Source organism: Acinetobacter sp. AS167 (assembly GCF_037152175.1).
GTDB lineage: Bacteria > Pseudomonadota > Gammaproteobacteria > Pseudomonadales > Moraxellaceae > Acinetobacter.
On sequence record NZ_JBBCMP010000001.1, the window covers coordinates 592,229 to 617,307 of the forward strand.

Annotated in this window: 28 protein-coding genes; 16 read left to right on the forward strand and 12 right to left on the reverse strand. The window is 36.4% G+C overall.

Going from position 1 to position 25,079, the window contains the following annotated elements; genetic code table 11:
- Positions 1–83 precede the first annotated feature (83 nt).
- A complete protein-coding gene (gene ispF / locus WFN33_RS02865) occupies positions 84–575 on the reverse strand; it encodes a 2-C-methyl-D-erythritol 2,4-cyclodiphosphate synthase (protein WP_336951341.1) in 492 nt (163 codons plus the stop codon).
- Positions 576–675: 100 nt separating this feature from the next.
- On the opposite strand from ispF, the gene WFN33_RS02870 reads away from it, so the two are divergent.
- From WFN33_RS02870 to WFN33_RS02895, 6 genes are all read left to right on the forward strand, one after another.
- Complete coding sequence (locus WFN33_RS02870; protein WP_336951343.1) at positions 676–1,326, forward strand: A1S_1983 family putative colistin resistance protein; 651 nt, start codon at positions 676–678, stop codon at positions 1,324–1,326.
- Positions 1,327–1,352: 26 nt separating this feature from the next.
- Positions 1,353–2,036, forward strand: a complete 684-nt coding sequence (locus WFN33_RS02875) for a hypothetical protein (protein ID WP_336951345.1) — start codon at positions 1,353–1,355, stop codon at positions 2,034–2,036.
- Positions 2,037–2,081: 45 nt separating this feature from the next.
- Entirely contained in the window at positions 2,082–2,681 is a 600-nt protein-coding gene (locus WFN33_RS02880) for a hypothetical protein (protein ID WP_224965442.1), read from the forward strand.
- Between the two features lie 21 nt (positions 2,682–2,702).
- Positions 2,703–3,341: a DUF4304 domain-containing protein gene (locus WFN33_RS02885; RefSeq protein WP_336951347.1), complete on the forward strand. Its 639-nt coding sequence runs from the start codon at positions 2,703–2,705 to the stop codon at positions 3,339–3,341.
- Positions 3,342–3,542: 201 nt separating this feature from the next.
- Positions 3,543–4,583, forward strand: coding sequence for an AlbA family DNA-binding domain-containing protein (locus WFN33_RS02890; RefSeq protein WP_336951349.1), 1,041 nt, complete (start codon positions 3,543–3,545; stop codon positions 4,581–4,583).
- Positions 4,584–4,624: 41 nt separating this feature from the next.
- Positions 4,625–5,167, forward strand: a complete 543-nt coding sequence (locus WFN33_RS02895; protein WP_336951351.1) for a CbrC family protein — start codon at positions 4,625–4,627, stop codon at positions 5,165–5,167.
- Positions 5,168–5,426: 259 nt separating this feature from the next.
- Here the strand turns inward: WFN33_RS02895 and WFN33_RS20415 are convergent, their stop codons facing one another.
- The 7 genes from WFN33_RS20415 to WFN33_RS02930 all read right to left on the reverse strand — a co-directional run bounded on the left by WFN33_RS20415 (position 5,427) and on the right by WFN33_RS02930 (position 10,861).
- Positions 5,427–5,798, reverse strand: a complete 372-nt coding sequence (locus WFN33_RS20415; protein WP_419360409.1) for a GNAT family N-acetyltransferase — start codon at positions 5,796–5,798, stop codon at positions 5,427–5,429.
- 148 nt (positions 5,799–5,946) lie between these two features.
- Complete coding sequence (locus WFN33_RS02905) at positions 5,947–6,555, reverse strand: GNAT family N-acetyltransferase (RefSeq protein ID WP_336951353.1); 609 nt, start codon at positions 6,553–6,555, stop codon at positions 5,947–5,949.
- Positions 6,556–6,616: 61 nt separating this feature from the next.
- Complete coding sequence (locus WFN33_RS02910) at positions 6,617–7,048, reverse strand: hypothetical protein (RefSeq protein ID WP_336951355.1); 432 nt, start codon at positions 7,046–7,048, stop codon at positions 6,617–6,619.
- A gap of 64 nt (positions 7,049–7,112) precedes the next feature.
- Entirely contained in the window at positions 7,113–7,964 is an 852-nt protein-coding gene (locus WFN33_RS02915) for a DMT family transporter (RefSeq protein WP_336951357.1), read from the reverse strand.
- A gap of 116 nt (positions 7,965–8,080) precedes the next feature.
- Positions 8,081–9,118 (reverse strand): class II fructose-bisphosphate aldolase, encoded by a 1,038-nt coding sequence (gene fba / locus WFN33_RS02920; RefSeq protein WP_004720677.1) that lies wholly within the window; start codon positions 9,116–9,118, stop codon positions 8,081–8,083.
- Positions 9,119–9,246: 128 nt separating this feature from the next.
- Positions 9,247–9,525 carry a hypothetical protein gene (locus tag WFN33_RS02925; protein WP_004821354.1) on the reverse strand — a complete coding sequence of 93 codons (279 nt, stop codon included), beginning with the start codon at positions 9,523–9,525 and terminating at the stop codon, positions 9,247–9,249.
- Between the two features lie 148 nt (positions 9,526–9,673).
- Positions 9,674–10,861: a phosphoglycerate kinase gene (locus WFN33_RS02930; protein ID WP_336951360.1), complete on the reverse strand. Its 1,188-nt coding sequence runs from the start codon at positions 10,859–10,861 to the stop codon at positions 9,674–9,676.
- Between the two features lie 139 nt (positions 10,862–11,000).
- Here WFN33_RS02930 and WFN33_RS02935 point away from each other — a divergent pair, with 139 nt between their 5' ends.
- The 3 genes from WFN33_RS02935 to WFN33_RS02945 all read left to right on the forward strand — a co-directional run bounded on the left by WFN33_RS02935 (position 11,001) and on the right by WFN33_RS02945 (position 13,802).
- Positions 11,001–11,384, forward strand: coding sequence for a DUF2237 family protein (locus tag WFN33_RS02935; protein WP_004720680.1), 384 nt, complete (start codon positions 11,001–11,003; stop codon positions 11,382–11,384).
- 21 nt (positions 11,385–11,405) lie between these two features.
- On the forward strand, positions 11,406–11,999 hold the full coding sequence (locus WFN33_RS02940) for a Maf family protein (RefSeq protein ID WP_336951476.1): 594 nt from the start codon (positions 11,406–11,408) through the stop codon (positions 11,997–11,999).
- A 639-nt stretch (positions 12,000–12,638) separates the two neighbouring features.
- Positions 12,639–13,802 carry a ribosomal protein uL16 3-hydroxylase gene (locus tag WFN33_RS02945; protein WP_336951362.1) on the forward strand — a complete coding sequence of 388 codons (1,164 nt, stop codon included), beginning with the start codon at positions 12,639–12,641 and terminating at the stop codon, positions 13,800–13,802.
- Between the two features lie 280 nt (positions 13,803–14,082).
- Here the strand turns inward: WFN33_RS02945 and WFN33_RS02950 are convergent, their stop codons facing one another.
- Both WFN33_RS02950 and WFN33_RS02955 read right to left on the reverse strand, forming a co-directional pair.
- Positions 14,083–14,538: a DUF6896 domain-containing protein gene (locus tag WFN33_RS02950; protein WP_336951364.1), complete on the reverse strand. Its 456-nt coding sequence runs from the start codon at positions 14,536–14,538 to the stop codon at positions 14,083–14,085.
- A gap of 99 nt (positions 14,539–14,637) precedes the next feature.
- Entirely contained in the window at positions 14,638–14,853 is a 216-nt protein-coding gene (locus tag WFN33_RS02955; RefSeq protein ID WP_336951366.1) for a hypothetical protein, read from the reverse strand.
- Between the two features lie 186 nt (positions 14,854–15,039).
- Between WFN33_RS02955 and WFN33_RS02960 the strand changes: the two genes are divergently transcribed.
- From WFN33_RS02960 to WFN33_RS02970, 3 genes are all read left to right on the forward strand, one after another.
- Positions 15,040–16,710 (forward strand): FMN-binding glutamate synthase family protein, encoded by a 1,671-nt coding sequence (locus WFN33_RS02960; RefSeq protein WP_336951367.1) that lies wholly within the window; start codon positions 15,040–15,042, stop codon positions 16,708–16,710.
- 212 nt (positions 16,711–16,922) lie between these two features.
- Positions 16,923–17,546 carry a hypothetical protein gene (locus WFN33_RS02965; protein ID WP_336951369.1) on the forward strand — a complete coding sequence of 208 codons (624 nt, stop codon included), beginning with the start codon at positions 16,923–16,925 and terminating at the stop codon, positions 17,544–17,546.
- Between the two features lie 12 nt (positions 17,547–17,558).
- A complete protein-coding gene (locus tag WFN33_RS02970) occupies positions 17,559–18,146 on the forward strand; it encodes a hypothetical protein (RefSeq protein ID WP_336951371.1) in 588 nt (195 codons plus the stop codon).
- 53 nt (positions 18,147–18,199) lie between these two features.
- Here WFN33_RS02970 and prpC read toward each other — a convergent pair whose 3' ends face one another.
- Both prpC and prpB read right to left on the reverse strand, forming a co-directional pair.
- Positions 18,200–19,336, reverse strand: coding sequence for a bifunctional 2-methylcitrate synthase/citrate synthase (gene prpC, locus WFN33_RS02975; protein ID WP_336951373.1), 1,137 nt, complete (start codon positions 19,334–19,336; stop codon positions 18,200–18,202).
- Between the two features lie 4 nt (positions 19,337–19,340).
- A complete protein-coding gene (prpB, locus tag WFN33_RS02980; protein ID WP_004720700.1) occupies positions 19,341–20,225 on the reverse strand; it encodes a methylisocitrate lyase in 885 nt (294 codons plus the stop codon).
- A gap of 236 nt (positions 20,226–20,461) precedes the next feature.
- On the opposite strand from prpB, the gene WFN33_RS02985 reads away from it, so the two are divergent.
- From WFN33_RS02985 to ppk1, 4 genes are all read left to right on the forward strand, one after another.
- Positions 20,462–21,115, forward strand: coding sequence for a TetR/AcrR family transcriptional regulator (locus WFN33_RS02985; RefSeq protein ID WP_336951375.1), 654 nt, complete (start codon positions 20,462–20,464; stop codon positions 21,113–21,115).
- 128 nt (positions 21,116–21,243) lie between these two features.
- Positions 21,244–22,164: an ornithine carbamoyltransferase gene (gene argF, locus WFN33_RS02990; protein ID WP_336951376.1), complete on the forward strand. Its 921-nt coding sequence runs from the start codon at positions 21,244–21,246 to the stop codon at positions 22,162–22,164.
- 95 nt (positions 22,165–22,259) lie between these two features.
- Positions 22,260–22,730: a hypothetical protein gene (locus WFN33_RS02995; protein ID WP_336951377.1), complete on the forward strand. Its 471-nt coding sequence runs from the start codon at positions 22,260–22,262 to the stop codon at positions 22,728–22,730.
- 206 nt (positions 22,731–22,936) lie between these two features.
- A complete protein-coding gene (gene ppk1 / locus WFN33_RS03000; protein ID WP_336951378.1) occupies positions 22,937–25,042 on the forward strand; it encodes a polyphosphate kinase 1 in 2,106 nt (701 codons plus the stop codon).
- The last annotated feature ends 37 nt before the right edge of the window (positions 25,043–25,079 follow it).

The window sequence follows — 25,079 nt, forward strand, 5'->3', positions numbered from 1 at the left end:
TTAGAAAACATCAAAACTTATCTACCACTTCATCATTATTTCTCAGCAGATAGATAAGTAAGAGTTCTAAACTGTAAAAATAATTACTTTGCTAAATGTGAAATTAAGACTGTTGCAGTGGATAAAATACCTTCCTGACGACCAGTAAAACCCAATTTCTCTGTGGTTGTTGCTTTAACGCTAATTTGAGTCACATCAACATCTAACACATCTGCAATACTTTGACGCATTTCCAAATTGTGTTTGGCTAATTTAGGCCGTTCACATGCCACAGTAATATCGGCATTATTTAATTTATAACCATGGTCTAAAATTAATTGATAAACATGTTTTAAAAGTTTACGGCTATCCGCACCTTTAAATTCAGCATCTGTGTCTGGGAAATGCTGTCCAATATCCCCTAAAGCCAATGCACCCAATAAAGCATCACATAATGCGTGTAACACAACATCACCATCAGAATGTGCTTTTAAACCATGCGTATGTGGAATTTGAACGCCTGCCAAAGTTACAAAATCACCTTCTTCAAAAGCATGTACATCCATTCCCTGCCCAATACGAATCGGTATGATCATTCTTAGCTCCTTTTGCAGTTTTTAAAATTTAAAAATCTTGTATTCGTACTTTCTCTTTCGCTATAGTACGTATGCAAACATTGTGAAAGTATAAGCGATCATGCTGTTGAATACAGAATTTAATCAAATTAAAACACTCTTGTCTGGTCTCATTTTGAGCTGTATCAGTACATCAGCTGTTTATGCCCTGCCTCTTGACTGTAAGCATCAAGATTCATCACTTTTAAAAAAGTTATGTGGTTCACAGTATAGTGAACTACGGGCTCAATTGAATGAGAGCTATCTCACTGCATATCTGGTCACAGACGCACCAATACGCTTAATCAATGATACGCATCGTTTGTGGCTCAACCGTTTAAGCCAATGTAAAAGCAACGATTGTTTTAAACAACAGTTCGATATTCGCCTAGAAGACTTAAATTTTTACACCTCAATGAATCAAAGTTTAACCCAACATTTCATCAAATATGAACATGGTAAAATTTCGAAGCAACCCGCCCATTTACAAATCCATCAACTGACTAAAGATCGGATTAAAGTTGAAGGCATCGCCTATCGAAATCCCAATAACCGTAAAGATAGTCAAATCTTCTCATTGTTGGCTTACACCACGCCTGAAAAAAAGAATCAAATTTTGGACAATGAACATGACTGTAAATATGTGCTTAATTTCCAAAAAGCAATTTTGTCTGTGACAACAACACAAAAAGGCTGTGAGCGCTTTACTGGAATTTACCGTTTATATGATTAAGATTTATAATTAAATTTGGCAAAACCATGAGTACAAAACTAGCGTTAAGTGAAGAAAGATTAAAAATATTATCTGAATGTATGCAGAATTATGATGTGGGTGCTGATACAGATGAATGGCCTAACAATATTATTTCGCGCTTTACTAGCGTTTATAATGATGGTTCTATCTCAAAGCACAATATCCCATTGCAGCATGAAATTGATCCCGATGAATTAAAACTTTGTCAAAAACTAAGCGCTGAAATCGCCATTATCATGACAAATGTTGAAGTTGGTATGGGTTCAAACTCGGGTGATTATTTTCAAGATTTTTATATCATGCATTCACAAAACTCAGCTAGCCAAAAAATTACGCCTCAGCTGATTCAACAATACTTTGCCAATACTATTTTTCCTTTGGCGAACATTACGACTGAACCGCTTACAACAAATACACAGTGGTGGAAAGAAGTTGAACAAGATGGTGAAGAATCTCCAGCAGAATATTTTCAGCCTTGGCACAAGATGATAAATTGGTTTGCAGCACAACACGATTTTATCGACTGTGCATTTGTTCGGATTGGAGACTCAGCACTTTTAGAACAAATCGATTCTGATGATTACCCGAAAGGAACAATCATTACAGGTTGTGTCTTGCCTCGACTTGCATTGGGCTTAACCCAGAATAGCAATTTGGTTGGAATCTTTGGATATGTTGTACACAGTTAAGATCTAACTAGCTTAATTAAAATATAAATAAAATAGGGAATAACAATGACTCAACTTTTAATTTTAGACCAAGTCTCACAACACCTTGATCAAACCTCTTTTGGTGGTCTTCCTGTTAAAACGATTGGCTTACAGGTTGAATGGCCTTGCTGCACAAATTGTGATGGTGCAATGCAATACCTTGGCAAAGTAAAAACTGATCTCGGTTTAGAATTGATCTTTATGTGTAGCCAAGATCCGGGGATGTGTGATGACTGGGATGCAGATGGTGGTGGTAATAAAGTGATTGTCATTACAGAGATTCATGCTCTTGAAAAATTCCAACCGTTAGAACCTGAAAATACCTTACGTGAAACGGAATATGGCGCCAAGATTTTCCAAGATTCGCAAGAAGAATATTCACAATCACGTGAACTTTGGCAAGGACCCAAGAGAGAAATTTTAGGTCAGCTTTCTGGCTCAGCTGAGTGGCTGCAAAATGATGAAACACCTGAATGTGATTGCTGCCAAAAGCCTATGCGCTTTGTTGCTCAACTAGAGACCGGACCTGATCATAGAACTGAGATGAATTTTGGTGGAGGAGGTTCCGCCTACCTATTTGATTGCCCTCAGGGTAAAACTGCTAAATTTCTATGGCAATGCTAGCCTCTACCATGGATATAACTAATGGATAAAAAAGTCATTTCCAAACTATTACAAAGCCAGTTTTATCCCATTTTAAAAGCACAGGGCTTTATAAAAAAAGGCGATGTATTTAGACAGGTTGAGGGGGAAGTTATTCGAATCGTCGATATACAACACTCCATTAAAAGACATTGTTTTCAAGTTAATCTCGGTATTCACCTCATCACATTAGGTGAATATGTTATGCGATGTACAGGTAACGCTTTAGATATTGAAAAAATGCGTGATTTCGATTGTGCATGGCGTAGTTCGATCCTGCCTTATTTGATCAATGATCATGACAACGACTGGTCATATACCTCAAATGAACAAGATGCCAACGAAATGGTGCAATTTCTAATATCTGAGTGGAATCGTCAAAGCCAAAATTTCTTTAATCAATTAGCACATTGGCCTGAAGATTTTCTCAATAAAGCGCATAAGGCATGTATAAATCCCTTACATCCCGCACACATGTGTACCCTCTGCTATGTGGCTGCTGCAGCTGGTGATTTACAATTGGTCAAGAGGCTCGCTGAGATTGCAATTGATGCTGTTCCTGAACGAGCCACCTCATTAAAAGAACGATTAGCATCATTTATCCAAAATCCAAGTTTAGCGATTCCGCAAATTATCGATTAATGACGAAATGAAGCAGTCAAATGCGCTATTCACCAAATTGAAATATTTGTTATATTTTCTAACAACTTTCACGATCCGATTTAAAGTTTTACGCTTTATTTCCTGACTTAATTAACTTATAAATAACTATATATAAATAGTCTGATGACATATTTGTTGTAAATACCGAACACCAAACAATAGAGGATCAAAGGTGTTGCTATGGATTTGAACATGTATCTCACCAATAAATTTAAGAATTTTAATGAGTTTCTAGAAACGCATTGGCATGACTACCCCAATAAATACAAAGAAATCCAAACCCTGCTGTTTTTTCAAGCCTATACCACTAAGCCACTTTCTGAGAAATTTGAAATCAATATTGATCAGGCCTTAAAGTATCCAACCTTAAGATATTATTTCCAACAGATTGAAAAATATATCCATATACCGCCCAAGCAACTGTTTCCTAAATCATTTCATCGCCCTTATGAACATATTTTAAATGAGTTTAAATATTTAAGCTTTTACCAAGAAGCTTTTGAATTTCACAAAAATTTAGAAAAAATTAGAAATACTTTTAATAAAATTTCCATTCCAATTGCCAGTCATGCTATTTACACAGAAATTTTACAATATCTCAATTTGAGCTTTGAATACCTCGCTGATCCAAACATAACAAACGATCTAAAGATTAAATTAATTTACCAATGGCAAGATATTCATAATTTAGAAACTGTTGCCGCATATAAATCATTAGAAAAAATTAAAACCACACTCAATCATTATCGGCAAAATTCCTGTTCAGAGTACTATTTTAATTTAATTCAACTGGGTGAAAATCAACGGATTGAATTTAAAGAACGTACCACAGACCTATTAACCAACCGCAAATCAGATAAATGGGTCAAAGCGTGCTTTGCATTTATGAATACCCGCAATGGCTATGTCTTTATAGGTATTGCTGATGATTTAACCATTGTAGGGATTGAAAATGAACTTGCGGAACACTTTAATAATTCACTCGACTTAATGAAGCGGAGTTTGATTGATAAACTGGCACACGAAAGTAACAAAATTTCAAATATTTATACCACACTAGAAGAAATACAGATTCAAGGAAAAACCATATTGGTCTTTAAATGTAATAAATCGGACCGTCCGTTGTATTACAAAGGCGAATTATTTATGCGTACCAATGGACAAACAACACGCGTTCCACCTGAACTGATTGAAAGTTTTCGTGTAGAATTTTATTGTTAGCATTCAATACTTAAAAATCTTTACCTAGAAGAATCAAAAATATGGATTATCCTCAGTTTAAATATCATCCCAACGCATACACACTTGATCTGTTTAAAAAAGAAGACGGTATTTGTTCGATTTGCAATCAACAACGTGATTTAAAGTACGTAAGTTCTTTTTATAGTGTAGATGAACCCGAGTATATCTGTCCGTGGTGTATTGCCAATGGTGCAGCAGCGCAAAAATACGATGGAGAATACAATGACTATTGTGGCATTGAAGGTATTTCTTCAAACCCAAATGTTCCATCCGAAAAAATCAACCCTGAATTTTTAGATGAAATCTGCTTCAAAACGCCAAGTTATCATAGTTGGCAACAAGAAGTTTGGCTCGTGCATTGCAATGAACCATGTCAGTTTATCGCTTATGCGGATAGTGAAAGGCTTAAACCAATTTGGGATGAGGTTAAAGCCGATATCGAAGAAAATGGTTATCCAGTAGAGCTTATCCAAGATCACCTCAGTATCGACGGTGATTTAACAGGCTATCTGTTTCAATGCATTCATTGCCAACAACATCGCTTACATATAGATTGTAGTTAAATACATAATTAAACCTTATAAGTTAAAGCTTATAGCTTTGGCTAAGTAACTGGCTTAAATGCTGTTTAATGCCCTGCCATTTATCTTTGATTATGCTGTATATAACAGTATCTCGAACAGTTCCATCTTTTCGTAGCTCATCTTGATGTTGCACATCATCATAATGCGCACCTAGACGCTCAATGGCGCCTTGACTTTTAACATTGCGAATATCCGTCCTTAATACAACCGAGTTGGCTGGTAGTTTTTCAAATGCTTACTAAAGTAATAACAACTTACAACGGGTATTGATATGACTGCACTGTGCTGATTCTGCATACCATATATAGCCAATCTGACCACGGCGCACCTCCCAAATCAAATCGCGAAAACTGGTGGTTCTTACAATACGACCATTCCGCTGATTTAAAACAACAAAAGGTACGTGTATTCCCAAAGATTTTTGTTCAAGTGCCTTGGCAATATAATCCTTGATCTGAGAATAATGTGGAACTAATGTATATTCTAATTCCCACAATCGGCCATCTTTACATACCTCAATTAAAGCATTTTCATGTTCTATTTGTAGTGGTGAAAGCTGCACTTGATGGGTTTGTAATGATGTATGCGTTGAAAAGATATCTTGATTCATAGCAATTACACCATTGTAAAGAATGCTCCTCCATTGTCCGCTATGTTTGAAAGTTTTATGATCAAAATATGAAATCACCATGACGATCTTTCAAATGATTTCAAGGGCATTTGCATGCCCTTGAATCGAATAAAATTCAATAAAATAGTTATTTTTTATAGTGTGCCAACATGTCTTGTAAATGTGCTTTTACATTGTTCCACTCACCTTGAGCAATACTGTACAACACTGTATCTCGAATCGTGCCATCTTTACGCATTTGATCGCCCCGAATAATGCCATCTTTTTTAGCACCTAAACGTTCAATGGCTTTTTGGCTTTTAAAATTAAATTGGTCAGTCCGCAACGCCACGGTATTGGCTTGAAGTTGTTCAAAAGCGAAACCTAATAGCAATAGTTTACAAGTTGTATTGACATGAGTCCGCTGTACAGATTGTGCATACCATGTATAGCCGATTTCAAAACGTTTTACGTTTAATAAAATATCGTGATAACTAGTCGTTCCCAAGACTTTCCCTGAGCTTTGCTCTATGACAACAAAGGGATAACGACTACCTTGTGCTTTTTGTATTAATGCTTTTTCAATATAATTTTTAACTTCTGTGTAATGTGGTGTTGAGGTAATTCGTAGATTCCACAATTCACCATCACGACACGCTTCAGCAAGCCCTTGCTCATGTTCAAGAGATAATGGAACTAAGCGAATATTATTTAGTTGTAAATCTAAATGAATAAATAATTGTTCAAATGCATCCATCTCATATCCACCAATTTAATCAATAAAGTTACCGTTTAATTTTATTGTAAAGTGATCAACATCAATATATATCACACTTTAATTTTACATCTGATAATGGTTTTATATTCTTAATAAAAGCACTCCCAGATGATGAACTGCTTAAATCATTTCTAGAAACGAAAACATCATCAAGAAAAATCTCTGCCTGAGCTTGATAAAAGCATCCATGTTTTAACGGAACACTGGGTAATTTTAATAATTTAACGTATTTTTTTGACTCATCATCAACTAAAAAACGTGTATGACCTAAATATGTTCCTTGAGTATCTTGATCTAAAAATTGAATTTTTAAATTATTCTCACCATAATCTGCATCATATCCATATAAATACTCAACAACTAAAGGAGATATTGCTTTATAGGTATAAGTCGTCATGGAAGGATTATCGCGATCTCCTTTTTCTTGTTCAGTCTTCACCAATGTTAAATTAGCTGCAAAAACATCTATCATGATAAATGTACCCAGTATTATGAATAGTATTCTTATCATTTTAATCTTTCATTCTCTTAAATCATTATATTGCCAAGGCTAAACATACCACTCCAGCCAAACCTAAAACCAGTCCTAGAGCTGTAATCACTTTAAGCTTTTCTTTAAAAATTAACAGCCCTGCAATTACTCCAAATAACACCACAAGGATATTCATCCCTGCAAAAACAATCGCTGGAGAATCTTTTAATAAAATATGCGCTTTGACATATAAAGCAATATTGGCAAAATTTAAAATCCCCAACGCCAAACCAGCAAAAAAGTTCTGAAGCTTCCACTGAGTTTTTCGAATCAGTAAATAACCTACAGATAATAGGAATGAACAGATAAACATCAAGGTTAATGTAACAGGAAACTGTAAACCAAGGCTGGTTGTATATTTTAATAAAACATCAACCAAAGCATAACCCACCCAAACACTGAGTAAAGAAAGGATACCTTTCTGATTGAGTAATGAATTTGATGGACTCGACTGAGAAAGTACAATACATAAAACTGCCACGATACCCAAACCGATACCAAGCATTTTTAATTGGTTAAATTGTTCTTGGAATAAAAAATATGCAGCCAATAATGATAAAACCACAGATAATCGCTGTGCAATTTCAGTTTTTAAAATTCCTGCACTATGTAATGATTTTGCTAAGCATAAAAAAATACTGGGTAATACAACACCTAAACCAAGAATCAACCACCACGGTGTATTTGAGATTGAAATATGAGCCAAATCAGGCTTAAACCAAATATAGCTCAATACACTGGCGATTGCATAATTCCAAGCAATCATTTGCAATGCATCAAAACCTTTTTGTTTGGCCCATTTTAAAAGCATTGAAACCAGCACACTACAAAGTGCTGCTAAAAATATGAGTTCCATAATTTACTTCTTATCTCACCAATCATTGCAAAATTTATGCGAAACCGAGTTCCTATGATTCAAGAAAAAGCCCACTAGCATGAGTGGGCTTTTAGGTGATCAACAACCATCAAAGATTATTTATAACGATCAACCATTTTTTCTAAAGAAATTGGGCGAATCTTGTCTGCATTACCCGCAGTACCAAATGCTGTATAACGATCTACACAGATTTGTTTCATTGCTTCAACCGTTTCACCGAAGAATTTACGTGGGTCGAATTCACTTGGTTTTTCAGCCATCATACGGCGCATTGCACCTGTAGATGCTAAACGTAAATCTGTATCAATATTGATTTTACGTACACCATGCTTAATTGCTTCAACCAACTGTTCAACTGGAACACCATAAGTCTCTTTGATGTCACCACCATATTGGTTAATGATCGCTAACCATTCTTGTGGTACTGAGCTTGAACCATGCATAACAAGGTGAGTATTTGGAAGCGCCGCATGAATTTCTTTAATACGGTCAATTGCCAAAATATCGCCTGTAGGTGGACGAGTAAACTTGTACGCACCATGAGAAGTACCAACTGCAATTGCTAAAGCATCTACATTGGTATCTGCAACGAATTGACGAGCTTCTTCAACAGAAGTGAGAAGTTGAGAATGATCAAGTACACCTTCTGCACCAACACCATCTTCTTCACCAGCCAAACCAGTCTCAAGACTACCCAAACAGCCAATTTCGCCTTCTACAGAAACACCACATGCATGTGCCATTTCAACAGTACGACGTGTTACATCAACGTTATACTCATAAGACGTTGGTGTTTTACCATCTGCACCTAAAGAACCATCCATCATTACAGATGAAAATCCAAGCTGGATCGAACGTTGACAAACATCTGGGCTTGTACCGTGGTCTTGATGCATTACCACTGGAATATGTGGCCATTCTTCAATTGCAGCTAAAATTAAATGACGTAAAAATGGAGCACCTGCATATTTTCGTGCACCAGCAGAAGCTTGCACAATTACAGGTGAATTTGTTGCGTCAGCGGCTAACATAATTGCGCGCATTTGTTCTAAGTTGTTCACATTAAACGCTGGAACGCCGTAACTATGTTCACCGGCATGATCCAAGAGTTGGCGCAATGAGATAAGAGCCATAATATCCTCCCAAGTAATGCCCCATATTCTACATGTTGCTTTATTTCAATTCAGCAACAATATTGACTATTTCATAAAAAATCCCCGCGTTTGCGGGGACTTTTAACAAATAACAACATTTAGAAAGATTATTGAGCTTTAGGTGCTTCTTCTTCAGTCGCTGGCGTAGCCGCATCTGCTGGAGCATTTGCTTTTTCAGCAGCTACATCTGTATTTTTTTCATCCAAAACAGGCTGATCAAGCGCATCAATCACAGCTTGTTGTTCTGCAGATGTATTTGCTGATTCTGCTGAAGCAGCTTCAGAAGAAGATGTTTGTTCTGAGGCTGGTGCTTTTTCTTGTTTAGAACATGCAGTAAATGCCAAAGGAGCAATAAGAAGTGCTGCAAGTGTAAATTTAAATTTCATCACATTTCCCAGTGTTGGTGATTGGATTTGATCTAGTTTATTGCAGTTATATTTCATTTTTATTACTTTAAAATGAATCTCTCAGATAAAAAAGGCTGACACGAGGTCAGCCTTTCATATAAACGTCATAATTAAAATAATTTTTCAATTAAGCACGTTCAAGCAATACCGCTACAGCTGGAAGTGTCTTGCCTTCAACAAATTCAAGGAATGCACCACCACCAGTTGAAATATAACCAATTTTGTCTGCAACATGGTATTTATCAATTGCAGCCAAAGTATCACCACCACCAGCAATAGAGAATCCTTCAGATTCAGCAATCGCTAAAGAAAGTGTTTTTGTACCTTCGCCAAATTGATCCACTTCAAACACACCAACTGGACCATTCCAAAGGATCGTTTTAGACGTTTTTAAGATTTCAGCAAAAGCTTTCGCCGTTTCAGGACCGACATCCAAAATCATGTCATTGTCTGCAACATCTTCAACTTTTTTTACTGTTGCTTTAGCATTTGCCAATGAACCTAAGAAATCTGCAAAATCGATTGCAGAAGCATCTGCTACAACAACATCTGTTGGAAGTGGAACAGATACTTTTGCTGCAATCGCTTTAGCTGTATCAATCAAATCATTTTCACACAAGGATTTACCGACATTGAAACCAGCTGCGGCTAAGAATGTATTGGCGATACCACCACCAACGATCAATTGATCACAAATATCAGAAAGTGAAGTTAAAACATCAAGCTTAGTAGAAACTTTAGAACCAGCAACAATTGCGACCATTGGTTTTTCTGGTGTTTGCAGCGCACGACCTAAAGCATCTAATTCAGCTGCAAGCAAAGGGCCCGCTGCTGCGACTTTTGCTAAACGTGCTACGCCTTCAGTTGATGCTTCTGCACGATGCGCTGTACCAAATGCATCCATCACAAAAACATCACAAAGTGCTGCATATTTTGCTGAAAGTTCAGCATTATTTTTCTTTTCACCCACATTGAAACGACAGTTTTCAAGTAATACAACTTGGCCTGCTGCAACTTCAACCCCATCTAAATAATCTGTGAATAATTTAACGTCTTGACCAAGTGCCTCAGTTAAATAAGCAGCAACAGGAGCTAATGATTGTTCCGCTTTTGGTTCACCTTCAACGGGACGACCAAGATGAGAATACACCATGACCGCAGCACCCTTCTCAAGTGCCAATTTAATTGTCGGTAATGCAGCACGTAAACGTGCATCACTTGTAATCACACCATTTTTAACAGGTACGTTTAAGTCTTCACGAATAAGTACACGCTTGCCTGCTAAATCGAGGTCAGTCATACGCTGAAAATTCATGTATAGCTCTCTTATAGATATTAAAAATCGCGTAGATTCTAAATGATTACACAAAAAAAGGTTAGATACTTTTGTAGAAAAGCTGTAGAAAAGTTGAGATTTGATTATTATAGGGCGAACTTTTAAATTCTATACGCTTATGTCTTTTCATCCCGATCCTAAAATCAATGGTTTAAATGTCTTAGGTGAACCTTTAGCAAGTTGTTGTTTTTCTCCAATCACAGGTTATTTTCGTAACGGTTTCTGTCATACAGCAACAACCGACCTTGGTCAGCACACTGTATGCGCTGAAATGACTTCAGAATTTTTAAATTTTTCACAAAAAGTAGGAAATGACTTAATTACACCACTGCCAGAACACGGCTTTCCGGGACTACAACCTGGTGATTTTTGGTGTTTATGTGTGACGCGTTGGGTTGAGGCCTATCAAAATGACATGGCACCTCGTGTAAAACTACAAGCCTGTCATCAAGCAGTTTTGGCGTATGTTCCCTTAGATCTCTTGATGGAATATGCAGTATAACTAGGCATGAATTATTCAAAGATGAATCACCATGAAATTATTTTGGCTTCATCGAGCCAAACCCGTAAAGATTTAATGAATCGTTTACGCTTAGACTATCATTGTATTTCACCTGAAATCGATGAATCACCACGGGGTGAATCTCATGCCGATGATTTGGCTAAACGCTTGGCTTTTGAAAAAGCTCAAGTCATTGTACAAGACCATCCAAATGCCATTGTGATTGGGTCAGATCAGGTGGCTTGGCGTGACCATGCACCACAAGATTTTATTGGTAAACCTTTATCTGTAGAAAAAGCCATTCAACAGCTACAAGCCAATTCAGGAAAAAATGTCTTTTTTAGTACTGCCTTAAGTGTGCAACATTTAGCTTCTGGTTTTGAACAAACCTTGGTCGAGCATTATCATGTTAAATTTCGTGACTTAACTTTGGCTGAAATTGAGCGTTATATCGAAATTGATCAACCTCTGCATTGTGCGGGTAGCTTTAAGTGTGAAAGTCTTGGTATTGGTTTATTTGAGCAAATGATTGGGCAAGACCAAACCACTTTGATGGGTATGCCAATGATTCAGTTATGTGGAATTTTAAGGAAGTTGGGAATCCCGCTACCTTAATTTCCACACTGTATAATAAGCTCGATCTTATTATAAATTTCCATAATTACATGGGATTTGTGTTATTTGCTCATGCATTAAAAAGGATGAAGACTTTTTGAGTTAATCCCATAAATCCTGATAATGCGTTGCAAATAACATCAACCCTTCTTTAATCTTAGCCTTAGATTCTGTTTAGCAGTCCCCAATCAAGACCAACTCAAAAGCAAGAATCATCTTGTTTAAATACTCTAACCCAATTTGATTTAATTGCGCCTCACTAAAATCATTCACTTGCGCTTCATTCACCACCCAAGTTGGAATAGAAATATTTTTGCCCTAGATAATCAATTATCGATACGAACGCAATACTAAAAGTGTTTTGTCTGCAATTTCTTTTTTTGGATCAGAATAATACGAAATAGGAAAAAATCTATATTCCTCAACCCAATTGAAAATGCTTTCTTTTAAATTAGGCAAATCTCGGATATATTATGAGATATTTTATAAAATCATGAATTTACAACTCCTTTAATTTTTCAAAAAGCAGGGCTGTTTTTATATAAATATATTTTGAATAAATTTACAAATACTTGCACCACCTGTCATCTCATAAGACAATAGCCGTATTATAGATTCAAATTTGCTTAGGCTATTTTCATGTCCCTACCTTTAGATGTTCTTGGCGGAATTACTGCTGAACAATTCCTCTCAGAATACTGGCAAAAAAAACCATTATTGGTTCGTAACGCTTTACCTGAAATTGCCAATATCCTTGTTCCAGACGATGTCATGGAGCTTGCTCTGGATGAAAACATCACAGCACGCCTAATTAAGCAAAAAGACAAAGATCCAAATCAATGGTCAGTAAAATCATCACCACTCATCAAAGGTGATTTTCAGAAAATGCCAAAGCTTTGGACTTTATTGATTCAAGCTGTAGATCATTATTCATTTGATTTAGCTGAACTTTGGAAGAAATTTCCTTTTATTCCACAGTGGCGTCGTGATGACATTATGGTCTCTTATGCTGCTAAAGGTGGCTCTGTAGGTCAGCATTTTGACTTTTATGATGTATTTCTTGTACAAGGATATGGACATCGTCGTTGGCAACTTGGACAAATGTGTGATGCTGAATCTGAGCTTGTCGAAGGACAGCCGTTAAAGCTACTTCCAGAAATGGAGATCCATTTTGATGAAGTTTTAGCGCCAGGCGATTTACTTTATGTTCCACCAGGATTGTCGCATTACGGAGTAGCAGAAGACGATTGCCTAACCTACTCTTTTGGTTTCCGTATGCCAAATATTGCCGACATGATGGATCGTGTCAGCGATAAATTTATCGAAGATCAACAACTACGCAATCCGCTTCTCGACATATTGCGAAATAAACAAACCCCGATTGGGCAAGTAACACAAGCTGAACTCGATTATTTAAAAGCTGAATTGTTGGCGAAATTAAATAATTCTAAAGTGTTAGAAGATGCCATTATGAGTTTAATGGCTGAAGCAAAGTACCCTGAAAATATTCCAGATGCTGAAGCGATTGGCACTGGCGATATAGCAGAAGTTCTTGAACAAGGCTATTTACTACAAATTGAGCCAGCCTCTCGCTTAATTTATCTTGAACAGGATCGTGAATTATTATTCTGGGCAAATGGTGAATCGATCTGTATTTCTGAACAATTTGCACTACATTTAAAGCAGATTGCAGATGGACAAAGTGTCAAACTCAATCATGAATTGTCTGATGATGAAATATTAGAAGACATTGCTGGATTGTTGAATGAATCTATCTTGATGCTTGTTCCCACTGACGAATAAAATTCGCAATCTAACAGAATAACACTCAAATAAAGCCTGAAAATTCAGGCTTTATTTCTATCAATTTATTTTCAGCATAATTTTAAGAAATAATTCATTCATCCTTGCTCAAGCTGATATTTGAATGAGCTTGAGGACTTAAACGAAGTATTGAGTTTAAGTCACTTCAGTTCTGCTAAAGTATAAATTTTCATAGGCATTAGAAAAGTAAACACTTCATCCCACTAGAGATGAAGACTTTGCTGTGACTTTATTGTCCTTTTATCAGACTGTTTTATACTCATAGTTTTCGATAAACTCCGAAATCTATTATCAATATTTTTTGTCGTTCAAGTTTTTCAAAAAAGTCTAAAGTACTACTAAAGGGATTAACGAAGTATTTTGTTAAGTGATTGAATTCAACTGTTGTCTTAAGAAAATTATAAAAAAAATATGGATCAAGATTACCAATACTTTCTTTGTTTCCAAGCGAAACTTCAAGAATTTGCCCTGTTATTAAATTCTCAAACATACAATGCTCTCCATGCACAAAAAAAGACCAATCTCCCGATAGCGTTTTTTGTCCATTTAAAAAATCAGCATCTTGTATTTCGTAATAGTGTCCCGCGTTAATTTTTACTTTTTTAGGTTGGTCTGTTTCTGTAATTAATTTATCAATAAGCACTTCAGCAATGGCTTTATAGTTGTCCATTGCTGTTAATAATTCCTGTTCTACATCAGAAGTAAGGTTGATCATATAATTACTGTCAAAATTTCAAAGCTAAATAATTAAAACTTATCCAATAAAGCCTGAAAATTCAGGCTTTATTTGTATCAATTTACTTTCAGCATAATTTTAAGAAATAATTCCTTCACCCTTGCTCAGGCTGATATTTGAGTGAGCTTGAGAACTTAGCTGATGTTTTAGCGTCTCATTTTCCTGCTTTAGATTTTTAATTTTAAAAAACTGGAAGAACAGCCCGATATACGCAATGATAACGATCACAGAAACATAAATGGCTAAAAAACTGATACTAGGGTTTAACAATTTTGTCAGAAACTCTTCAAACATTTTCGATTCCTTTTTGTTTTCATCGCATATTGAATAAATATTTCAGTTAAATTAACTCATATTGTTTAGAAAATAAATATTTCAATTATTAATCTAGAACCATTCTCAAGTCTAACAAATCATTACTTGAGCTTTTTCATCAATTTGGGCAATTTAGCGCTATATAAAGAATGAGATATTCACTTCATGGCAAGTCCTGCTCAAGCAATTCGACATCAACTTCTCAATACTTTTTTCTCCCGTTATTCTGTTTGGTTCCTTTGTATATTTGTATCTTTATATTTGACTTGGATTATTTTCTTTAACGAAGGTCATTATATTTATTACTTTTTTTCAGATACTGTACTGAATTTAGCTTGGATTATTTCATCCATACTGGCCGCAATTGGCTTTGCCGATATCATCCAAACACAACATTCTATTTTAAGAAATTACCCTTTAATGGGACATTTTCGATTTTTCTTTGAAGATATACGTCCTGAAATTCGTCAATATTTCATTGAATCTGATGATGATGCCTTACCTTTTTCACGTGCACAAAGAAGTTTAGTTTACCAACGTGCTAAAAATGAAAATGCAGATAAGCCTTTTGGTTCAATTATTGATGTCTATCAAGATGACTATCGTTTTTTAACCCATTCGATGACACCCAAAACACCTGCTGATTTTAATACATTTAGAATTAGTATTGGTAATGATCAATGCTCACAGCCTTATAGTGCTTCGATTATGAATATCTCAGCGATGAGTTTTGGTAGTTTGAGTGCAAATGCTATTCTTGCTTTAAATACTGGTGCAAAAAAAGGTAACTTTTATCATGATACAGGTGAAGGGAGCTTAAGCCCTTATCATCTGGAACCAGGTGGTGATATTGTTTGGGAAATTGCTAGTGGCTATTTTGGATGCCGTACTCTAGATGGTAAGTTTGATCCGGAAAAATTTAAACAACAAGCAGCTCTGCCACAGATCAAAATGATCGAAATCAAACTGTCACAAGGAGCAAAACCAGGGCACGGTGGTATCCTTCCCAAAGATAAAATCACCAAAGAAATTGCCGAAATACGCGGTGTTTCTATGGACGTGGATTGTATTTCTCCAGCGACACATTCTGCTTTTAGCAATCCTATTGAAATGATGCACTTTATTCAGCAATTACGTGAGCTATCCAACGGCAAACCAGTTGGTTTTAAATTGTGTATTGGGCAGCCTTGGCAATTTATGAGTATTGTAAAAGCTATGCTACTGACTAAAATCATTCCAGATTTTATCGTGGTTGATGGTTCCGAAGGCGGTACAGGTGCTGCCCCTATTGAACTGATAGATCATATGGGTACGCCTTTACGTGAAGGCTTGCTTTTTGTAAACAATACCTTGATTGGCGCAGGTCTACGTTCTCAAATCAAGATTGGTGCAAGTGGTAAGATTATTAGTGCCTTTGATATTGCCAGTACTATGGCTATGGGTGCCGACTGGGTCAATTCCGCACGTGGCTTTATGTTTGCAGTGGGTTGTATCCAAGCACAAAGTTGTCATACCAACCAATGTCCTGTTGGCGTTGCAACGCAGAACAAAGAACGTCAAAAAGCACTTGATGTGCCATCTAAAGCAGACCGAGTGTTTAGTTTCCAAAAAAATACCTTAAAAGCGCTCGCGGAAATGATTGCTGCAGCTGGTTTACAACATCCTGCTGAGATTAAAGCACATCATTTAGCACAACGAGTCAATGACCGTGAAATCAAGAACTATGCTCAATTGCACTTTTGGATGAAAGACGGCGAATTGCTCAGTTGTGAAAATAAAGATGAAGAAAACTTCTATTTTAGAATGTGGAATTTAGCAACTGCTGAACATTTTTAATTATTCGTAAGCGAAGTTTAATTAAGGAGATCAATACGATCTCCTTTTGTTATATCTAGTATTTATGGAATTAAAAGAAGCCTAATCATGTGCTTTTTTATTCTTCAGTATTTTATTTAAGTTTGTATTGTCATTTATTTTTACTCAAACACCATTTTAATCTAAACAATATTTAAGCAAGATACATTAAAACATATTAAGAATATTTGCGGATGAAATTTCTACAACATATAATCACCACCACTATCCTTACAACGTCATTACATTGTTATGCAACTGTCGGTGGTGGACAAACAATAGAAGTATTAGGTTATGAAGTAAAACAACAAAAACTTTATCTGTTACGACATTATGAAGATGGGCGTGGACGCTTGCCGCAGTTATATTATTATCAGCTCAACAGCAAAATACCAGATCATCTGATCGAAGTGCGATCCTTATATATCAATCCCAAAACGCATAAAATTGACTATGATCAAGATGGTATCCAGTTTGAAAAAGATCTAAACAAAATTAAAAAGCGTTTAATACCTTTACTCGTAGGAAATGCCAATAAAGCAAAAATTCAAATGGTGAAAAATCAAACTCATTACATTCCTGCTTGGCATGATCCATCCCAAAAGGTTCCTCAATATAAAACCATATACAAAGTTACAACAGCTTCTTTAAAAAGTAAAAATGAACAAGCTGTGCAATATGCTAAAACAATAAAAATCACTCAGAATTACGTCGTGCCACATCAGAATAAGATGTTAGTTATTGTCAAATACTTCGGAATCCCTGAGGAAACGGGTTATGATATTGAAGATGCTGTTTTGCTCTTACCAATAAAATAATGAGGATAAATCGTGTTAAAAATAATCACATCGACGCTCTTATTCAGTTTTAGCTCTCTCGCTTTTGCAAAAAGTTATAGCAATATTTCACTTGAAGTCCTCGGCTATGATTCAAATAAAAAAGCGGTTTTAATTCTTGAAAATTCAGCAAGCTATGAGATTCCAAGAGTTTATCGCTATTCACTGAGTGAAAAACGCTATGATCTTCTCAAATACGATGAAAATTTTACAGGTATTACAGATCAACAAGCCTTCCAGCAAAAACTTTTAAACATAAAGACTCAGCTTAAACCACTTAAAAATATCGTGCTTCAAGACGTTAATGTTAATCTACTCGAACAAAGATCTTCTGATACTCAAAGCTCTGCCCCATTTAAAACAATTTATGGCTCGATATTTACAATATCCACTCCGCAATATCAAAGTCTTCAACAGAATTTAACCAGTTACAGTCCAGAGATTAAACTTAAACAGGCTTTTGAACTGCCAAAAAACAAAGGGGTGCTGATTACCTTTGAATCACTCAGCTTACCTTTTGATGAAGGATATAGCCGTGAAGAAGCTGTGGTTTTATTTCCTGCGGGTCAGCCTCCCAAATAAAAAAAGCCTCTTAGGAGGCTTTTTTACTGCTTTTATCAATCTTGATCAACTTATTACGCCGCAGAACGCTCAGTGATCGGTACAACTTTGCGGAGTTCAGGACCAGTATAATCCGCGCTTGGACGAATAATACGATTGTCAGCACGTTGTTCCATTACATGCGCAGCCCATCCTGTAACACGAGACATCACAAAAATTGGTGTGAATAGTTTTGTTGCAATATCCATGAAATGATATGCAGATGCGTGGAAGAAATCCGCATTACAGAACAACTTCTTCTCACGCCACATCACTTCTTCACAGCGTACTGAAACTGGGTAAAGCACTGTATCACCAACATCATTTGCTAAACGCTCAGCCCAAATTTTAATAATGCCATTACGCGGGTCATTGTCTTTATAAATCGCATGACCAAAGCCCATGATCTTTTCTTTACGCTCAAGTTTACCCAACATTTCACGTTCAGCTTGTTCTGGAGATGTCCAGTTTTCAATCATTTCCATCGCAGCTTCATTTGCACCACCATGCAATGGTCCACGCAATGAACCAATTGCGCCAGTAATACACGAATGCATATCAGACAATGTTGAAGCACAAACACGCGCAGTAAATGTTGAAGCGTTAAACTCATGCTCAGCATAAAGAATTAACGAAACATTCATCACTTGTTCATGTAATTCATTTGGCTTTTCACCACGCAGTAAATGCAAGAATTGTGCACCGATTGAATCGTCATCAGTATTTTCTTCAATACGTACACCATCATGACTAAAACGGTACCAATAACAAATGATCGCTGGCAAAGTTGCAAGAATACGATCTGCCACATCTTGCTGTTGATCAAATGATTTTTCAGTTTCCAGATTACCTAACATTGAAACACCTGTACGCATCACATCCATTGGGTGTGAATCAGCAGGTATACGCTCCAACACTTCTTTTAAAGCTAGTGGTAACTGGCGAAGTGATTTTAATTTGGCTTTATATGTCGCCAACTGTTCTGCTGTAGGCAATTCACCAAAGAAAATAAGATATGCAACTTCTTCAAATTGGCAATTTTCCGCAAGGTCTTGCACATCATAACCACGATAAGTTAAGCCTGCGCCACTCTTACCTACTGTAGAAAGTGCTGTTTTACCTGCAACTTGACCGCGCAATCCTGCGCCTGTAAGTACTTTTCCTTCAGCCATTTTATTATTTCTCCTGGGTGAACAGTTTATCTAGAGTGTTTTCGAAAGTGTGATAATCAAGGAATTCGTAAAGTTCTTTTCGTTGTTGCATGCTATCCAGTACATTGACTTGTGTACCATTTTCACGAATTGAACGGAAGACTTCTAGGGCAGCCTTTTGCATTGCACGTGTTGCAGACAGTGGATACAACACCATGCTAATGCCCTGTTCAGCTAACTCTTGAGTGGTGTAATAAGGTGTATCACCAAACTCTGTAATATTTGCAAGAACAGGAACACCTACTGCATCACAGACTGTTTTATACATGGTAATGTCCGTCATTGCTTCAGCAAAGATCGCATCTGCGCCAGCCTCGACACATGCACAAGCACGATCAATCACGGCTTGCAACCCTTCTTTTTGCAATGCATCTGTACGTGCCATCACGACAAAGTTGGAATCTGTTTTTGCATCAACTGCTGCTTTAATGCGGTCAACCATTTCTTGTTGAGAAACAATTTCTTTATTTGGACGATGACCACAACGCTTTTGTGCAACTTGGTCCTCAATATGGACAGCTGCCGCACCAGCACTAATCATTTGTTTAATTGTACGTGCAATATTAAATGCACCACCCCAACCTGTATCAATATCAACAAGTAAGGGTGTATCTACACGTTCTGTAATACGACGAACATCTTCCAATACGTTGTCTAAGCTGGTCATACCTAAATCAGGTAAACCATAAGAATAGTTTGCCACACCAGCACCAGAAAGATAGATGGCCTTATAACCCACCTGTTTCGCCATCATCGCTGCATAAGCGTTGACTGTACCAATAATTTGTAATGGTTTTTCCACTTCTAGAGCTTGTCTAAATCTTAAGCCTGCAGACGTCTGTTGTGTCATATTCCCTTCCACAGTGGTCACTTGTTTATTGAGTTTTGAGTATAGTCATAATTTATATTTCGCATATGACCATTTAGGTATATTACTCTAAAACTTTAGTCAAAGAAAAATGAATTTTGATTCATTTTTTCATTTTTATACACTTTTTTTAATCATTTTTTCCAATAGCATGTTTGCTAAGAAATTTATTGACATCTTTGATATAATAGTTACAACCCATTTTTCATCAGTAATTTATGAACGAAGATTTAGCACAAGTTGAAGCTACAGGATGTGATTTTCCACAAACTAAACGTGGGCATGAACGTCGCTTGGCATTACTGATTAGTGCAAACGATCTTTTTTTAGAGAACGGTTATGATGCAGTATCTTTAGATGACATCGTGAATCATGCAGGCGGATCAAAAGCCTCGATTTACAAATATTTTGGCAGTAAAGAAGGTCTATTTACAGCGATCTGTGACTATCGTCGTGATTTATTTTTTAAGGATATCTGTATTCCATTTAACCCCGCGTTGAATGAGCTCAGAGCATATTTGATCAATACCTTAATTAACTTTTATAAGCATATGATCATTCCTGAAAATATTGCTTTCATACGCTTGGTTTTAGAGCGCTCCCAAAAGGATCCACAATTAGCTGTCTATATTCATGAGAAGGGACCAAAGCAAGTACAACTTTCTATTGCATGCGCCTTAGAGCGTTGTGTAGAAAATCAAATACTCACTTGCCCAAACCCCTTATTTTCAGCACAATTTTATTTTGGAATTCTCAGAAATTTAGAATGGCGGATTTTAATGGGGATTGAAATCAAAGATTCTGATCAAGAAATACTCAACTGCGTAAGTTATTGTGTAGATCGCTTCTTAGAGGGACATCAAAAGGTCTAATTTTTTTGCGTTTTCATATTCATATAGTATATTAGCTGATTCTCCTTTTTATTTTCATCAACCACCAACAATGAATTGTTGGTCAATTTCCCTATTGGTTTTGACTAAACAATTATTGTGGAGTAACCATGGCTCTACGACATTTTCTTACTTTACGTGATTTATCCACTGCTGAACTTAACCGTATCATTGAACGTGCTCAAGAGTTAAAGCGAAAACAACACAACAACGAAGTATTTCAACCCTTTGTTGGAAAAGTCATGGGGATGATTTTTGAAAAGTCGAGTACCCGTACTCGTGTATCTTTCGAAGCTGGTATGAGCCAATTTGGAGGCAGTGCAATTTTCCTTTCATCACGCGATACTCAATTGGGTCGTGGTGAGCCAATTGAAGATTCTGCACGAGTAATATCCAGCATGCTTGATATCGTGATGATTCGTACATTTGGTCATGATATTGTTGAACGTTTTGCTGAATACTCAACAGTCCCTGTTATCAATGCGTTAACTGATGACCACCACCCTTGCCAGCTACTTGCAGATGTACAAACATTTGTTGAACATCGTGGTTCGATCAATGGCAAAACGGTAGCATGGATTGGTGATGGCAATAACATGTGTAATTCATATATTGAAGCTGCGCACATGTGGGGCTTCAAGTTAAAAATTGCTTCACCGAAAGGCTATGAACCAAAACCTGAATTTCTTTCTGAATTTGCACATTGCGTTGAACTTTTTGAATCGGCAGAAGACGCAGCAGTGAATGCAGATTTGATCGTGACTGATGTTTGGGCAAGTATGGGCCAAGAAGAAGAACAAAAAATTCGTGAAAAAGCCTTTTCCGCTTACCAAGTCAATGAAAAACTAATGGATTTAGCACATCCAGATTGTCTATTTATGCATTGTCTACCTGCCCATCGTGGTGAAGAAGTTTCAGAAAATATGCTGGATCACAAAAATGCGGTGGTTTGGGATGAAGCAGAAAACCGCTTACATGCACAAAAAGCCTTGGTCGAATTTTTAATCAATGAAAATTTAAACAAAGACTAAACTATATTCTTTCAATAAAAATAAGCACCGACTATGGTGCTTATTTTTTGTTTCAGTATAATAAAATCCATACTTTTAATATGTGTATAATTCAAATGAAATTTAAAATAATTCCTTTATTCGCAATGTCAGTATACTTACTCATTTCTCAGAATAGTTATGCAACTGAATTAGATGATTATTTGATTCAAAAGAAGTTGATTGGGCAGCATTATAAAATTATAGATCAACAAAATTTAGATGATGTTTTAACTGCGTTAAGTGAAGAAGACTCTCGCGTACTTCCTGTACAAATTGATCAAAACACGGTGATTGAGAAAATTCATATGTATCATGATCATGTTGATTTGCAAGGCTTAATTACATCAGCAGATTTTAACCAATTTTCAAACAGCGTGGGTAAAGAAAAGACCCTGCAACTTTTAATGGAAGGTATGCTTGAAAATTGTCATTTACTTTTTGAAAATGAGTTCCAACGCCAAAATCCCTATTATGTAAAAATAAAACTGATGTCTGAACAGAAAACATATGAGCTCAAACTCAAAAATGAGCAATGCAAATTTTAATTTGTAATAATATTGTCTTGGTACATCGTATCAATTGGCATTTTGTCTAAACAGATTTTATTTTTTTCTACATGATTAAACGATTAAAAAATTAATATTTTTTAATCGTTTAAGTTTAAGACAATTTTCAACATTTTAGCTATCTGTAACAAATTTGTCATGTAGAATACTTACTATGCCCTTCAAGGTCGTTAAGACAGTTTCAAATGACGCAGATCATGCCCGCTTCAAAAAGTTTAACCACGCCTGAATTTCAACATAGCTCAAGCAGCTATATTAATCGTGAAATTTCCTTACTAGAATTTCATAAACGTGTGTTAGCCCAAGCAAAAGATGAAGCTCATCCTTTGCTTGAACGGTTGAATTTTCTCATTATTTTTTCACGTAATTTAGATGAGTTTTTTGAAATTCGTGTCGCTGGATTAATGAAACAACTGGATTTCAAAACCCTTACCACGGCACCGGATGGTATTCCAAACGAAGTGATTCTTGAGCAAATTTCGCATAACGCACATCTTGCGATTCAAGAGCAATACGACACTTTAAATCATGTGTTATTGCCTGCATTAGAAAACTATGGCGTCAAATTCATCCAATATAATGACATTTTAGAAAAACACGCGGAATGGATTAAAAATTACTTTTTTAAGCAAGTACAACCTGTTGTAACACCAATTAGCTTAGATCCTGCTCACCCTTTCCCGCGTTTGGTCAATAAAAGTTTAAACTTTATTGTCACCTTAGAAGGAAAAGATGCTTTTGGTCGTCAAATAGAATTGGCCATTGTACCCGCTCCGCGTTCTTTACCGCGTGTAGTGCGCTTACCGAACGAGCTCACAGACGGTGCAGAACATTACATTTTATTGTCAGCCATTATCCAACAACATATCAGTGATTTATTTCCCGGTATGACAGCAACAGGATGCTACCAATTCCGTGTCACCCGTAATGCTGATTTAACCTTGGCAGAAGATGTCGATGATTTGGCAGTGGCATTGAAAGATGAATTATCTTCACGTCGTTTTGGTCGCGCAGTTCGTTTAGAAATCGCAGATAATTGCCCAAACTCAATTAATGATTATTTATTAGAACAATTTGATTTAGATCCACAACATCTTTATCAAGTAAATGGTCCTGTCAATTTAACGCGACTGATTACCGATTTTGATATTCCAGAATTAAGATTTAAGCCTTATCAAGCTGTTATTCCAAAAGCCCTAAGAAATTCAAATAAAATATTTGAAATATTAAGCAAGCAAGATTTACTCTTACACCATCCATTTGATTCTTTCCAGCCCGTTATCAATCTACTCAAAGAAGCGGCAAAAGACCCCAATGTTTTAGCAATTAAACAAACCTTATATCGTAGTGGCCCAGACTCGGAAATTGTACAAGTGCTGGCAGAAGCTGCTCGCAATGGGAAAGAAGTTACAGCGATTATCGAGTTACGTGCGCGTTTTGATGAAGAATCCAATATTATCGTCGCAAATCTTCTGCAAGAAGCTGGCGCAGTTGTGGTGTATGGTATTGTCGGTTATAAAACCCATGCCAAAATGATTTTAATTGTGCGACGAGAAATCGATAAACTTAAACGTTATGTACATCTTGGTACAGGCAACTATCATGCGGGAAATGCACGAATGTATACCGACTATGGTTTACTCACCACAAATGATGAAATTTGTGAAGATGTACATAAGATCTTCCAAGAGCTGACTGGTATGGGTAAATTGTTAAAGTTAAAAAAACTCTTTCATGCTCCCTTCACCTTACACTCTCAGCTGTTACATTTGATTGAGCAAGAAACGGCACATGCAAAAGCAGGTAAAAAAGCCCGTATCATCATTAAAGTCAATGCATTGACTGAACCTAAACTCATTACAGCTTTGTATAAAGCATCTCAAGCTGGGGTTAAAATAGAGCTGATTATCCGTTCAATCTGTTGTTTAAGACCACAAATTGAAGGGCTTTCTGAAAATATTAAAGTTCGTTCGATTGTTGGGCGCTTCCTAGAACATACTCGTGTTTATTATTTTTATAATGATGCGAATGAGGACTTATACTGCGCAAGTGCTGACTGGATGGGTCGCAACTTATTTTCTCGGGTCGAAACTTGCTTCCCGATTGAAGATAAAAAGCTTAAAAAACAGATTATTGAATATGGGCTACTCAGTTATTTAAAGGACAACATTCGTGCTTGGGAACTCAATGCCAATGATCAATGGCATGCAATTCAACCCAAAGATAACGAAAAACCTTATATTGCACAACAGGTGCTGATGCAACAACGGATTATTCCCACTACAGCGTAATTCTTTCATATTGTTATTTTAAATCATTCAAACCCTC